Raw genomic sequence first — 15,258 nt, forward strand, 5'->3', positions numbered from 1 at the left:
ATGACTAATCACTAATGACTAATCACTAATGACTAATCACTAATGACTAATGACTAATCACTATTGCAGCGGCAAAAATACCGTCATCACCTCACCCTTTTGCGGCCGCTGGCGAATTACCAACTTCCCGCCAGCAGCCCGAAATAAATTCTTAGTCACGCTCAAGTTTAAACTCAAACTTCCCGTCTCCGGCTGCACCATCAACAAAGGCCCGATCGATCGCAAAGGACCATTCGCCTTAGCTGCAAAAGTCGATGCGCCATTATCTTCAGGTAGGTGTTCCGATTCCAACTGCAACTTTAACTGATTGCCCGCTAATGTCACCTCCACCTGAATGCGACTCCCGGAAGGCAAAGTTCGAGTAAAATTCTCAATCAAATTAGTTAAAACCTGATCCAGCATCGTCGGATCGCTGACTACCGCAGGCAACTTTTTCGGCACAATAACTTCCAAAGTATGGTTTCGCACAGCGGCCTGTTTTTGCCAGCGGGGAATGCTATTTTGTAGCACTTCACCGAGGGACATTGCTGTTAGCTGCACGCCAGAATTTTTAGCTTGCGACATTTCCAATTCCACGGCGCGGAAAATTAAACCGAAGCGATCGATCTGAGCGGTACACTCAGCATCAATCATTTCCAAACGCTTGATCACCACTGGTTCAAGTTTGGGACGTTTCAGCAGCAGCCGAGTCAGCGTGCGAATAGTAGCCAAAGGAGTGCGGACTTCGTGGGCGATCGCCTGTAGCAATTCCACCTCTTTAGTAGCCAGAGGCATTGGAGATTTGCAGTTGATATCTGTAGCCGATAACTTGTGATGTCTATGGTTCAAACCATCATCAATTCTTTCATCCTTGATCCTGCCTGCTTCATCTTTCCCAACCGGCAAATTATGCAACAGCAAGCGGCTGAACTGCATCACTGTTTGATAATTTGGCTCCACAGGCAAAAACTGCTGGAACAGCGCGTCTAATTTAGTAGAATTATTAGTTAATTGGCTAACTGGTAAATTGAAGCTACCGTCAGAATTGGCAAGCAAACATTCGCTTTCAGTCACCCTGCGCCGCAAAACCTCCCAAGCTTTCGCCACTACTTGCGGATCGAAAGAAAATAGAAAAGCCGGAATTCCGGCAGAATTTTCACCCAAAACCATCACCAGGCTAAAACTAGCAGTTAAAACCAAACAAAACTGCTCGTTGGCTAAGGGATCGCCACTTGCCAAAGCCAAAGCCGGGGCCGCCGCAGGCACTGATGTTTGCACATCAGCCGCCGGCATTAAAGCTAAAGTTTGTCTAGCCCGAAAAGACCACAAAGCTGCATCGTTGTCGGGAATACTGGTAAAAATCCAATTGGCAAAGCCGTTGGCCAAAGCGGGGTCAGTCAAAACCGAAGACGGGCCGGACAAAACCAATCCCTGACAGGAATTGGGGATTGTCGATCGACCATTTGCTCGATCGGCATTTGTTTTTTGTCCTGCTTTGTGCCGATCGAGCATTTGATTCAAAGCTGCGATCGCCCCGTACCATTCCTGTTCAGCTTTCAGGCGAGAAGCCCCACGGCTTGCAGGACACCGATGGCGGTTGTTTTCTCCCGCCAACTTAGCATCCAAGAGACCGAGGTCATTTTCTTGGCCTTCGGAGGCTAAAATTTCGCTTATTGTCGGTAAAAAGTAAGTATTCACAGTTATAAACCCACCTTCGGAGGCATGAAGGGTGAAGTATTTATGTATAGGAAAGTTCAGGAGTTAGGAGTCAGTCGATTTTAGATTTTAGATTTTAGATTTTAGATTTACCCCACAGATAAATCTGGGAGATTGAACTTTGGTCTAAAATTTTTATCTTTCCACGACTTAAGTACGTGGCACGGTATCCGTTTTTGGGCTGGGTCAAGCACCAGCACAATCGAAAAATCCCGCATAATTTCTTGCGCCTTCCTCCTAACTCACAGGATATCCACATTTGTCAACTAACGATATTGGCAGAACCGTACCAATAAGTCGCAATCTCCGCGCTTGCGGCGGTATTTTGGACGATCGCCCTGACAAAAGTGCAAAATGAAGTAAGTTAAACACCGTGCTTTCCTTATGCCCACCTCGATCGCCGACTCGAAAAATCTGCTGTCAGACTTAATGGCACGCTACCGCCACCAAGTCGATTATCTGGCAATTCGACTGGAAGAAGCCGAAGGCACCGACATCCTGCTGCGGGGCGAAAAAATTGAAACCCTCAGCGAAGGAGTCTCAATTGGCGGCCAAGTCAGAGCTTGCCACAAAGGCGGTTGGGGCTTTGCCAGTTTTAACCGACTTTCCACCCTCGCCGAAAGAATCGAAGAAGCCATCGCCGCGGCAAAACTGATCGGCGAAGAAGAAACGATCCTGGCGGCAGTTACGCCAGTACAAGACATTTGCTTGCTGCCGCTGACAGGAACAGACCCCCGTCTGGTTCCCCTAATTGACAAAAAGCAATTGTGCGATCGCTACGCGGCCATTCTCCGCAGCATTGACCCCCGCATCGCCACAATCTCCGTGCGCTACGGCGACAGCACCCAGCGCATCATCCTCGCCACCTCCGAAGGCACCATGCTCGAACAAGGTTGGGCAGACATGGAAATGCGCTTTGCCGCCACAGCCCGCAGCGGGGAAACCGTACAAACTGGCCGAGAAACTACTGGTTCCCGCAAAGCTTACGAAGATTTAACCGATCTCGATATTCAAGTTCGCAGCGCCGCCCAGCGCGCTGTAGATTCTCTAGCCTTACCCCCCGTCCAAGGCAACACCTACACCGTCGTCATCGACCCAATTTTGACCGGATTATTCGTCCACGAAGCCTTCGGACACCTTTCCGAAGCCGACATGGCCTACGAAAATCCTGACATTTTGGAAATTATGACCCTCGGCCGCCAGTTCGGCCCAGAAAACTTGCAAATTTTCGACGGTGCAGCGCCAGAGGGACACCGGGGCAGCTATTTCTACGACGATGAAGGCACTCCCGCGACTACTACTCAGTTAATAAAAGACGGCGCTTTAGTCGGGCGATTGCACTCGCGGGAAACGGCGGGCAAGTTGGGAGAAACGCCTACTGGCAATGCTCGGTGTTTGAATTATCATTATCCGCCGATCGTCCGCATGACGAATACTTGGATCGAACGCGGTGACACGCCAGTTGCTGACTTATTTTCTGGTATCAAAGAAGGAGTTTATGCGCGCAATTGGCAAGGCGGCATGACTAACGGCGAAATGTTTACTTTCAGTGCCGGCGAAGCTTGGATGATCCGCGACGGAAAACTAGACAATCCGGTGCGGGATGTTACTCTTTCGGGTAATGTTTTCAGCACTTTAGCTGATATTGAGGCGATCGGCGACGATTTCTACTGGGATGAATCCGGTGGCTGCGGCAAGGCAGGGCAAAGCGGTTTGCCCGTGGGCTGCGGCGGTCCGAGTTTGCGGATTCGCGATGTGGTTGTTGGTGGCGAAGCTGCAGAAGAAGATTAAAGCTGCAAAAGTTTAAAAAAGAAAGGTAAAGCGCCACATTCCTACTCGCGCTTTACCTTTCTTTTTTTTTTTGAGTGCAACATTTCGCGCCCGTTGGTGGTGTCTGATATCTTGAGGACGCTTGGCCAAAAAACCGGAATAGCGAACAATTATGCTTTGAGTCGTCAAGTACCGCTAAAAAAGCGGTTTTTTGCTACGCAGTACGTAAGTCCGCAATTAATGGCTCGAAATCTTCAATTTTTATCTTCTTATCCCAATTTTCTCTTCTCCCATTCTCCCCCTAATTCCAGACAATTATCGCTTTTTTCGGCTTTATCTCCCATCACCTCGTCCTGGCGCCGTATCTTTCTCGTTATCGTACAAGCTCTGAGTTTCAGGTAGAGCGGTTAAAATTTCTGAAGCAGAGTTGTCTTGAGCAGAAAAGGTCGATCGAGTTTCTAAGCTTTGAGCATTAACTGCGGTACTACTCAGTAACAGGCTTGACATCAGGATGGAAGAGTAAACGCGCATCATAAATTTTGGTGTTTGTATTTTCCCCTTCTTGATACGCAGTCTGTACTCTGCTATCAGGATAAAAAAAATAATTGTGGCGAAGTCATCAATTAGTAAGTGAGGGAACCTACAATTTTTTTGAGTTTTGGTTAAAAGCGGGTTAAATCCATCCTCTAGCTCCCTTGTTCGCGGACAATTTCTAGTTATCTGCTACTTACGGGCAACCAGCATAATTCAAGACCATGTTCAAAAAAATCATGCTACTCTTATATGCCCGTCTTGCCAACCCTGGTAGTTATAAATCATTCCCCAATCTAAAATCTAAAATCTAAAAGGGTATCGCCCCTGGAAACCTCTTGAAACAGTCTTCCAACAAGGAAATAAAACGCCAATTGTAAAGTTTTACTACTTTTATGATTAACTTCATAATTTATTGAGGTGAAGCGGCAACCCTAGGATGAAAGACACAACAAGAGAGTACCGAGGCGCTCCATCCGCACGTTACATATAAATATCTTGTTGAATAATGAGATTCCTTAAAGCGGGCAAAACTTAATTTTCACATTAACTTCATAAATGGTTGCTATTGTATGTTTAAATAAATTGTGAACCTTTGATTTTTTATGATTTTTTCTGATCTTTTTTGATCTTGCTTTGTGACAAGAGGGCTTACGCGCCACTTTGAAGGAGGAGTCGAAAGCGGTTGGGAAAAAAGCCCGTTGACAAAATCGTGGATTCAATCTCAAATCTCAACTCTCAAATCGAACTGGCGCGCAGAAAGTAAAAAAACCTGGTTTTAAAACCCATATCGCGGATTCAATCTCAAATCTCAAATCTCAACGCGATTGACTTGCACATCTACCTGCTGGAATAGCGAGTCGAGCGTTGACGAGTTGTCCAAAATAACATCAGCTTGTTGACACTTTTGAGCCAGCGGCAACTGGGCGTTAATGCGGGCATTAGCTCGATCGTAACTCAAGCCGTCTCGCTGCATTAGTCGTTCTAACTGCACTTCGGGTGAACAGTACACTACCCAAATTTCGGTACACAAGTCAGTCATGTTAGCTTCAAACAGCAGCGGCACTACCAAAACCAAAGTCAACGTGTCAGCCGGCGCGCTGAAACCGGCTTTTTTTTCAACAATACTTCGTTCTAGCTTTTGATGAGGGTGAAAAAAGCCGGTTTCTTGAGTCTTTGTACCTAAATCCTGTGTGCCTTGGGATACCAAACTCGATGCAGCAATGCAGCTTTGAGTTTCCTCAACTAATCGGCGGCGCACGTAAGGGTGAATCTGTTGTTCCAACCACTGCCGCTCGTCTGCGTTACAAAAAATAATACTTCCCAACTCTGGCCGATTTAAATTGCCATCCGGGAGCACAATACCGGCACCGTATCGTTTTACAATAGAGTCAAGTATTGACGAACCGGGGTTCACAGCTTCGCGGGCGTAAATATCGGCATCTAAAATCGGAAATCCACAGGCATCTCTCAGATAATTAGATATAGCGGTTTTACCGGTGGCGATGCCCCCAGTTAAACCAATCAGACGGACAATGCGATCGTTCATAATTTTCTCTGTTTAAACTTCCTGTGTTTCGACACTTACTGTCAGTCTTTGCTATGTTGGTGACACAATCAAATTTAGACTTAAATTTTAAGATTTGCGATCGAGAGTTCGCGTTAGGAAGTGTCAGCGTTGGGGTGCGATCGACTCTTTTTTACCTAAAATCTCAATTTTAAACTCGAATTAAGGTCTAGACCGAGGCAAACTTATGAATGCTCAACGTGCTGTGCGGTCGATTCTGGCAGCAATTCCCCTTGCTGGATTTTTGATAGTAGATTTTTTACCCAACCTGGTTTTCCTCAAGGAAAACAGCAGCGGATGGGTACTCGTGGCAATTTATCCCCAATCTCAAATTGCTGCGGCACAATCTATTACTCCAGCCCCAGACCGCACCGGAACCGCTGTCACCGGCCCAGGTACAGGGTCGCCTCCTCGCTACGACATTAAAGGCGGCACTCCCTCCAGAGACGGAGCAAATTTGTTCCACAGTTTTACTCGGTTTAATCTGAATCCTGGCGAAACTGCCAATTTCATCTCCAACCCAAGCGTTAAAAATATCCTCGGTCGTGTTGTCGGCGGGGATGCTTCCTTAATTAACGGTTTAATTCAAGTTAGTGGCGGCAATTCTAATTTGTTGCTGATGAATCCCGCAGGGATTATTTTTGGAACGAATGCCCGACTCGATGTGTCCGGGTCTTTTTTTGCTACCACTGCTAGCGGTATCGGTTTTGACAACGGCTGGTTCAACGGTACTGGGGCGATCGACTACGCCGCCCTAGTCGGAACGCCGAATGCTTTTGTTTTTGGCTCACAGCCCGGAAGTATTGTCAATGCCGGTAACTTGGCTGTCGGAACCGGGCAAAATTTGACTTTGCTGGGCGGTACGGTCATCAGTACAGGGCAACTTTCAGCCCCAGGCGGTCAAATTACTGTGGCGGCTGTCCATGGTGAAAATCTGGTGCGGTTGAGTCAAAACGGACTTTTGCTGAGTTTAGAAGTTTCTCCAGCAGCCGGAGTGTCGGGTTCCGAAGCGGTTCCCTTCTCTCCGCTGACTTTACCTCGGCTGCTTTCGGGCCCCGGCGTGGCTAACGCTACGGGTATAACTACGAACGCTCAAGGTGAAGTCGTACTCACAGGCAGCCAAACAGTGCCTGCAGGTGCTGGAACTGCGCTGGTAGCGGGTTCTGCGGACGTGTCTGCCAGGGGGGGCGCGGGAGGCAGCGTCAACGTGTTGGGTGACAAGGTAGGGCTCTTGGGAGCGAAGATTGAGGCTTCGGGGCCCGACGGCGGCGGAACGGTGCGGATCGGGGGAGATTACCGAGGCGAGGGAACTGTGCCGAATGCCAGGATGACTTACGTGGATGGCAAAAGTTCGATCGCAGCCAACGCAACTGAATCAGGCAATGGCGGCAGAGTTTTTGTCTGGGCTGACAACACAACAGCATTTTTGGGCAGCATTAGCGCAAATGGCGTTTCTGCAACGGGAACCGCAGGTGTTGGCGGGTTTGTGGAAGTTTCGGGCAAGCAAAGATTGATTTTTAACGGTACTGTTGATACCTCTGGAACAAACGGTTTGGGGACTTTGCTGTTAGATCCAGAAAATATTTTAATTACAGATTCCCCAGAAGCTGCGGGCGATGCGGCAATAATTGCCAACAATAATATTTTGTCAAGAGGAACGGTACCAGGACAGGAAAACAATTCTGAGCCTTCGCTGACAATTTCGGCTACAGCTTTGGAAAGTATGTCGGCGACGGCAAATGTGGTTCTCGAAGCGCTCAATGATATTACAATTGCTGATTTGGCGGACAATCTGTTGAGCTTTCAGGCAACTACTGGTTCGGTAACATTTAGAGCGGATGCCGATCGCAGTGGTGCGGGTGTTTTTTCGATGAATTCTGGAGATACAATTAGCACGGCTGGCGGTGCGCTCGCCATTTCGGGAAGTCAAATTACGGCAGGCAATTTGTCGAGTAACGGCGGAAATATTAGTTTGATTAGTCCGGGAACAACCGTTGCAAACAATATTTCTTCATCCAATCCTAGCACCGGCATCAGCGGGAATATTTTGCTTGAAGGCCTGAACGTAACGGCCCAAAAAATTGATGCCAGCGGCTCCAAAGCGACGGGAAATGTAACTGCGACGGCTCGGAATGTTTTGGGAGTGAGCATCGTCGCTGCTGGTTCGGGAAACATTACTTTGACGGGTGATGAAATTAATTTTAAAGGCGACAAAAATTCAGTCAGCGGTACTGGCTTTTTGGTACTGCAACCTTGGAGTCCCGGTCAAAATATTGCGATCGGCGGTTCTGGAGATGTCGGTACTAATATTTATTTGAATCTGACGGCAAGCGACCTCGGAAGTTTGGAAAATGGGTTTGCTGGAATTACGATCGGCCGCAGCAACGGTATCGGTTCAATTCTGATTGCCAACGATTTCACCTTTTATGATCCGCTAATTATTCAATCGCCAGCGGGTTTGGGAACAATCACTACCACAAATTCCTTGACAGCGGCCGACAATGCCTCAATTACTCTCAAAGCTGACGGCAATATCAGAACCGGAAATATCACTACCAACAATCAGGAAATTCGCATCGTCAGCACCGCAGGCAATGTCACAACCGGTCAGCTACTTACTGGAACTGCCCGCACCATCAACACTTCTGTCAATCCTTCCGAAGATATAGGCAATTCGGCGGGAGATGTTAATGTTACCGCACAGGGCACGGTGACTGCCGGGGCGATCGACACGAGGGGCGATCGCGCGGGGAAGGTAACGCTGACGGGGCGCAATGGAGTCACTGCCGGGGCGATCGAAGCTGGTGGCGCCCAAACAGGGGGAGATATTACCCTGACGGGCAACGAAATTGACTTGACGGGTGACAAAAATTCGATCGCCAGCAATGGCAATCTGGTGTTGCAACCGGCTGATCCCAGTCAAAATATTATAATTCAAGGTTCTGGCGATACAGAAGCTCTGAACTTGACTGCTGCTGAATTGAACACTTTTCGGAATGGGTTTGCTTCGATCACGATCGGGCGCGCTGACGGTAGCGGTGCGATCTCGATTGGTTCTCCAATGCCAGATTCAACGCCAAATTCAACGCCACTGGCGTTGACATTTCAAGATCCGACGACGATCCGATCGCCCAATGGCGCAGGCGCGATCCTGGGAACGGGTGCGATCGTCGGCACTGATAACGCTACGATCTCTCTGATGGGCGGTACTGTAGCCGTCGGAGACGTTACCTCGATTGCGGGGATTAACATCAATAGCACCCAAGGCAAGTTGACTGCTGGTACGGTTTCATCTCGCTCAACTTCCGGGGTGGCGGGCCCTATCAATATTCGCAGCGCCGGTGCGGTAGAAACTGGCAACATCGATGCTTTTGGTGCCAGAAGCGGGGGAGATATTTCGATTGCGGCGCCGGGCCGGATCGTTACAGGGGTGATCAACTCGAGTTCGCAATCGGGAAGTGCCGGTTCGAGCCAAATTATCGGACAGAAAGATGTTGAAGTTGTTTCGATCAAAGCTCGTGGCAATACGGGCGGCGATGTGGCAATCGAGGCTGGGGGAGCGTTTCGGGCTGCGGGAACAGGAACTAATGCTGAGCGCGCCCAGGTCAGCATTTCTACAGACGGGCTGGCTCAATCGGGTTCACAGACGTTGCTGCAAAGCACTTGCTCGTCGGGAACCTGCACGGTGGCGACTGTTGGGGCTGGAAACTCGAAGTCGAACACTGCCACCTCCTCAACTGCGATCGGGCCGCTGGCGATCGTGCCGAGTCCGGCACCAACTACCAGCGTGGAACTGCAAACTACAGACAATTCTCAACAAATTGTGACTCAGGTGATTCTCGGTCCCACAGCGTCTGCGGCAAAGATCAGTACCACAAATGTCTCGCCAGAACCTGCTGCTGCGCCTGTTGAGGCTCACTCTAACCAGACTGCTGCGGGCCCGGTACTGCTGTCGCCGTCGGTGTTAAAAGGCAATTTGGGTACGCCTGTGGCGACAGAAAACGCCAGTGTGGCAACAACTCCACAGAAGCCGGCGAGTGCGGTGACAGCAGAAAGTATGGGGAATGTGAGGGTTCCTGAGATTTCTCGATCGAACTCGATCGCGCAAATAAATCCGATCGACGCAGTGCAGCAAAGGGATAGAACTCAGGGCCGGGAATTTGAACGTTACTTTGGGGGGACTGTCACTGAAAAGTCAGTTACGCAGAAAAGTATTCGAGATACTCTCAACAGCGTCAATCAGTTGACTGGGGTTAAACCCGCCATCCTTTACGTATGGGCAAAAGACAAACATTTAGAACTTGTGTTGTTATTGCCAGACGGCAAAAATGTTTTTAAAAGTGTGCCTGCAAGCCGCGAGACAGTCTTGCAAGTTGCTAAAGAATTCACTAATGCTATCAGAACTCCCAGGAGATTGAATGCTGCTGACTACAAGCAACCTGCCGAGGAACTTTACCAGTGGTTAATTGCACCGCTGCAACCGGAATTGGAGGCTAACAAGATTGACACTTTGGTGTTTTCTATGGATGTCGGTTTGCGAACTTTGCCTTTGGCTGCTCTTTACGACGGCAAGCAGTTTTTGGTAGAAAAGTACAGTTTGGGGCTGATTCCGAGTTTGAGTTTAACTGATACTCGCTATGCCGATGTTAAGGGTTCTGAAGTGTTAGCGATGGGTGCGTCGAATTTTCCCGCTAAATACGATCAAAATCCTTTGCCTGCGGTGCCTTTGGAAATATCGACAATTGTGGGCAAGATTTGGCCAGGTTCGTCTTTTCTCAATGAAGCTTTTACTTTGGCAAATTTGAAGCAGAAGCGCAATCAATCGCAATACAAAATTATTCATTTAGCTACTCACGGCGATTTTCAACCTGGGGGTGCCCAAAATTCTTACATTCAGTTTTGGGATACTAAGTTGCGGTTGAATCAGTTGGATCAGTTGAAGTTATCTAACCCGCAGGTGGAGTTGTTGGTTTTGAGTGCGTGTACTACGGCGGTGGGAGACGAACAAGCTGAGTTGGGGTTTGCGGGGTTGGCGGTGCACGCGGGGGTAAAATCGGCTTTGGCGAGTTTGTGGTATGTCAGCGATGTCGGTACTTTGGGGCTGATGACTGAGTTTTACCAGCAGTTGCGTACAGCGCCGATTAAGGCGGAGGCTTTGCGGCAAGCGCAGTTGGCGATGTTGCGAGGTGAAGTGCGGCTGCAAGATGGTTATTTGGTACGATCGGGCAACAATCAAGCTCTGCCTTTGCCGTCGGAGTTGGCCGCTAGGGGCGATCGAAATTTGTCGCATCCTTATTATTGGGCTGCTTTTACCATGATCGGTTCGCCGTGGTAATTCTGAAGGAAGAGGGTGCGATCGCCTAAAAAAACGGGAGAGAACAAGTCGCAAAACTCGGAGGATTGGAATACCTAAAAAAGTGCGGTAACTCACACTAGAAACCGCGACCTCAACATCGAAAACGGGATAAAATGGAACAAGAAGAATAAAAAAAAACTCGACTGCTAGCGCCGAAAATATTGATTGTAGACAAGTGTTTACTAAAAACTTTTAGCCCAGATAAATTAGGATAATTTAATCAAAAAGTTTCGCTTGTGCAACAACAATAGCTCTTGGTTATCAAGCCATAACGCTCGGCGGTGAGAATAAACTCATTGGGAGCAACGCTTTCTCCGTTTTGATCAAGCATTCTTAACAAAATTTCATAATGCTCTAATGATGGGTTACGAGGTAATAGAGCCAATCTTTGGGGAGTAGAGACAAAAACGATTGGTTTCTAACGCACGGCGGATGTTGGAAATCTACTGCCTCTCACCACATTGTCTAATTATATTAGTTCGCCATCATCTAAACGATAAACATGAACACAGTTGCGACCTTTGCCTTTGGCAGCATAACAAGCTGAATCAGCCGCCCCCATAACCTCCATCAAGTCATGGCTGTCTTGGTTAATGGCAACAACTCCAATACTGACCCCGATGATAAAGGTTTTGCTATCCCAAATAAACCGAAACTGATGCACTATATCTTTGAGGTTTTCCGCAATTAGAGTGGCTTTAGAGAGGGAACATTTAGTAAGCAAAAGACCAAATTCATCACCTCCCAAGCGAGCCAGTGTGTCATTAGCGCGGACTCCCTTTTGTAAAAGTCTAGTGATTTGGCGCAGTAGCTCATCGCCAGCAATATGACCAGCGGTATCGTTAACGACTTTGAACTTATCTAAATCTAAATAACAGAGAGCGTGCTGCTGATTGCTATCTTGAACAGAGGCGATCGCCTCCATTAGTCGCTGCTCAAATCCTCGACGGTTGATTAAACCCGTCAGAGCATCGTGACTAGCTTCCCAAGAGAGTTGACGAGCAAAATTGCGCGCTTCGGTAACATCATGAAAGACGATGACTGCCCCGATAATTTGACCTTGGCAGTCTCGAATCGGTGCTGCTGAGTTGTCAATGGCATACTCCGTCCCATCGCGCGCAATCAGTATAGTATGGTTAGCTAAGCCCACAATTCGCTTCTCCAACAGAGCCTTGTTGATCGGATTCTGTACTGGCTTTCGCGTTACTTCATTGACAATTTCAAAGACTGTAGACAGGGGGAGTCCCTTAGCCTCATAAGCCTTCCAGCCTGTCAGTTGCTCAGCGATAGGATTGAAAAATCGCACATTACCTTGAGCATTGGTAGTAATAACTGCATCACCAATCGATTGTAGAGTCACTTGAGCGAGTTCTTTTTCGGCAAAGAGGGATGCTTCGAGACGTTGGCGTTCTTCCATTTCTCTCAAGAGACGTAAGTTCTGCTCTTGGAGGCTTTGTTGCAACCGTCGGATGGTTAGGTGAGTTTCGACACGAGCTAATACTTCTTCGATTTGAAACGGCTTAGCAATATAATCTACGCCACCAACAGCCAGCCCCTGAACCTTATTGAAAGTTTCATTGAGAACACTCAAAAAAATTATCGGAATGCTTGTGGTTTGCTCGTTAGATTTTAATTGTTTACAAACTTCATAGCCATCTAAATCCGGCAATTTAATGTCTAGTAAAATTAGTTCCGTCCATGGCGATTGGGCGGCTCGGATCGCCTTTTCACCTGTTGTGGCACAGCGAACTTTATAACCATGTCTCCTCAAACTACGGCTCAGAAGACGCAGGTTGTCAGGCAGATCGTCAACAATTAAAATATTGCCGCGGTAGTTGGTAGCTGGATCGCTCACTCTATCGCTAGTTCTATCGAGAATCCTACTCCTTTCCATAGTTTCTTGCCAGAGGACTACAAGCCTATGAATAAGAGTATAGTTGAATTATTAGGTTATAAACTCACTTTACGCAGGAAGAAATCCTGCGATCGCAGAGTTCGAGGAATGGCACGCTGCCACAGCCCCTACAAAATCTGACTTGTTGAGGTAGGGATAATCCCTCCGTAGTTGCCCTTCTTCGTTTCGGTTAACATTAGGAAAACATTTTTTCAACGCAATCTGCTGTATGAACAAGCACATTTCTGAAAGGGCAAGTCTACTCGTCATTGCAATCGGATGTCTCGTGCTGCTAGGTTGGCCACTTGACATCTCTCTACTCACAAGTGGTTTTCCCGGTAAGACTTCGACTATGAAGCGGGCAATGGCAGAACTCAATCGATCAGCACTTCAGCACTCATGAATAATGCAGGTTAGATATGATTACACAATTTTTTGAAAGTGGAGGATTCATTCCTCATGGTCACTGCTATCTCTGGCAAACAAACTTAGTAGGATTACATATTTTATCCGATGGTTTAATCGCGCTCGCTTACTATTCCATCCCCATCATGCTAATCTATTTTGTGCGACAGCGCCAAGATACTCCATTTCAGAAAGTATTTTTTCTGTTTGGCGCCTTCATAATTGCCTGTGGTACAACTCATATTATGGAAATTTGGACGCTTTGGTTTCCTACTTATTGGCTTTCGGGGGGACTTAAAGCTATTACTGCTCTGATTTCTATATATACTGCATCTGAGCTAGTCTTGTTAATTCCATCAGCCTTAGCTTTACCTAGTCCAGCTCAACTTATTGTGGCAAATCAAGCATTAAAGAAGGAGATCAAGGAGCGCAAGCGGGCTGAAAACGAACGCAAACAAATTGAGGCGGCTTTACGAAACAGTGAAGAGCTGTTTCGCAATGCGTTTGAAAATGCGGCGTTGCTGATTTAAGGTATGAAAGGCTAAATATGCAGGTCATAGAAACCAATATTCACAAAACTTCGGGATTTTTAAGTGATTTTTTTCATACCCGGATTAAGCAAAGCCATGGGATTACTCATTTTTAATTTTTAATTATTAACTTCTCATTTTACTGAAATTGTTTGATTCTGTTGAGCGCGTCTTGATAGGCGCTGGTTCTGCCGCCTTGCTTGTAAAGTTCTGCTGCTTTTTGAAAGTCGGCAATTGCTTGGGGTTGGTCTTTGTTGTCCAGGTAAGCTAAAGCTCGGTTGTAGTAAGCGTCGGCAAAACCGGGATTGGCTTGGAGCGCCCGCGTGTATGCTTGAATAGCAGTGGAACCGCGTGTGGGTTCGGTTTGAGGCAAGCCGGCGGTGATCAAAGTGCGGGCATTGCCGATATTAAAATACAATTCAGGGGTGTATTTGGGCTTGAAAGCGAGTGCTCTGTTGAAATCGGCGATCGCCTCCCAAGCATCTCCTTGATCTAACAGCGAAAGTCCTCGAAAATAATACGCTTGGGCGTCTTGCGGATTAGCGGTGGATACCGGGCCGCTGGTTGCGGGAGTATTGTCTACTTTCAACTCGGATTTGTTTATTCCCGCCGCCACTAGCTTCGCGATAAATGTATTGATGGGAACTGCTGCATTAAATCCGGTTTTAATCGGGGCGACTTCGCCGGAACTCGTTTGCGCGAAACCAAATTCCCCTTGTCCGTGTAAACCGATGACTCGCGCTTCGGAGTCAAAAACTGGGCCGCCACTCATGCCACTCCAAGTTACGGCCTGATACCGCAAAGTGTAACCTTCCGGGCGGTTGCGCGGGCGGCTGGTAACGAGTCCGGGAGAGAGTTCGGGTTCTCGTTCGGCGCCGAAAAGTCCGCCCGTAGCGGGATAGCCGTAAACGAATATTTGAGTGCCGATGACGGCTTGATCGGAATCGGCGATCGTCGCGACTGGATATTCTTCGGGGCTTTCAAATTTGACTACGGCTAAATCCGGGTCTGTTTCGGCGGTTTGCAAACGGGTGACGGAGGTTGCTTGATAGTTTTTGCCTTTAGACGTGCGAACGGTGTATTTCACGTCTGCTTTTTCTACGACGTGGTTGACTGTTAAAACTGTGTAAGTTTTGCCTGTTTTGGCAATAATTACCCCAGAACCGTCTCCGAGGGAACTGTTAATTTGTACTGTCAGTGGCCCAGCAATGCTGGCGACTTCTTGGGGGGTTTTGGCGATCGCACTTTGGCTTATGACTATGGTTAAGGCTGCGGTAGTTCCTGCTAGCAGGGTGGTTAAGGTGTCGTAACGAGAAAAATTTATATTCATGGCTATTGCTGATTATATTAATTACCCTAGTTGGAAATTCAAACATCAAAATGAAGCTATTCATTTTGATGTTTGAAATCTTAAATGCTAAGTTTATTGCAACTGTTTGATTCTGTTGAGCGCGTCTTGATAGGCGCTGGTTCTGCCGCCTTGCTTGTAAAGTTCTGCTGCTTTTTGAAA

At 47.7% G+C, this 15,258-nt stretch carries 8 protein-coding genes; 3 read left to right on the plus strand and 5 right to left on the minus strand.

Features of this window, described 5'->3' with window-relative positions:
* Nucleotides 1-60 precede the first annotated feature (60 nt).
* Nucleotides 61-1,677 carry a HAMP domain-containing sensor histidine kinase gene (locus Q5691_RS13815; protein WP_333345252.1) on the minus strand — a complete coding sequence of 539 codons (1,617 nt, stop codon included), beginning with the start codon at nt 1,675-1,677 and terminating at the stop codon, nt 61-63.
* Between the two features lie 402 nt (nt 1,678-2,079).
* Here Q5691_RS13815 and Q5691_RS13820 point away from each other — a divergent pair, with 402 nt between their 5' ends.
* Nucleotides 2,080-3,486 carry a TldD/PmbA family protein gene (locus Q5691_RS13820; protein ID WP_333345254.1) on the plus strand — a complete coding sequence of 469 codons (1,407 nt, stop codon included), beginning with the start codon at nt 2,080-2,082 and terminating at the stop codon, nt 3,484-3,486.
* Nucleotides 3,487-3,798: 312 nt separating this feature from the next.
* Here Q5691_RS13820 and patX read toward each other — a convergent pair whose 3' ends face one another.
* Together patX and coaE are read right to left on the minus strand one after the other, a co-directional pair.
* Entirely contained in the window at nt 3,799-3,999 is a 201-nt protein-coding gene (gene patX, locus Q5691_RS13825; RefSeq protein ID WP_333210716.1) for a heterocyst-inhibiting protein PatX, read from the minus strand.
* 808 nt (nt 4,000-4,807) lie between these two features.
* On the minus strand, nt 4,808-5,545 hold the full coding sequence (gene coaE / locus Q5691_RS13830; protein ID WP_333345256.1) for a dephospho-CoA kinase: 738 nt from the start codon (nt 5,543-5,545) through the stop codon (nt 4,808-4,810).
* A 205-nt stretch (nt 5,546-5,750) separates the two neighbouring features.
* On the opposite strand from coaE, the gene Q5691_RS13835 reads away from it, so the two are divergent.
* Nucleotides 5,751-10,898: a CHAT domain-containing protein gene (locus Q5691_RS13835; protein ID WP_333345258.1), complete on the plus strand. Its 5,148-nt coding sequence runs from the start codon at nt 5,751-5,753 to the stop codon at nt 10,896-10,898.
* Nucleotides 10,899-11,388: 490 nt separating this feature from the next.
* On the opposite strand, the gene Q5691_RS13840 is transcribed toward Q5691_RS13835, so the two are convergent.
* Nucleotides 11,389-12,813 (minus strand): diguanylate cyclase domain-containing protein, encoded by a 1,425-nt coding sequence (locus tag Q5691_RS13840; RefSeq protein WP_333210712.1) that lies wholly within the window; start codon nt 12,811-12,813, stop codon nt 11,389-11,391.
* Nucleotides 12,814-13,232: 419 nt separating this feature from the next.
* Between Q5691_RS13840 and Q5691_RS13845 the strand changes: the two genes are divergently transcribed.
* On the plus strand, nt 13,233-13,748 hold the full coding sequence (locus Q5691_RS13845; RefSeq protein WP_445305830.1) for a hypothetical protein: 516 nt from the start codon (nt 13,233-13,235) through the stop codon (nt 13,746-13,748).
* Nucleotides 13,749-13,887: 139 nt separating this feature from the next.
* On the opposite strand, the gene Q5691_RS13850 is transcribed toward Q5691_RS13845, so the two are convergent.
* Nucleotides 13,888-15,078 (minus strand): tetratricopeptide repeat-containing serine protease family protein, encoded by a 1,191-nt coding sequence (locus tag Q5691_RS13850; RefSeq protein ID WP_333345260.1) that lies wholly within the window; start codon nt 15,076-15,078, stop codon nt 13,888-13,890.
* Nucleotides 15,079-15,258: the final 180 nt, after the last annotated feature.

The organism is Microcoleus sp. w1-18aA5, from assembly GCF_036701705.1.
Classification (GTDB): domain Bacteria; phylum Cyanobacteriota; class Cyanobacteriia; order Cyanobacteriales; family Microcoleaceae; genus Microcoleus.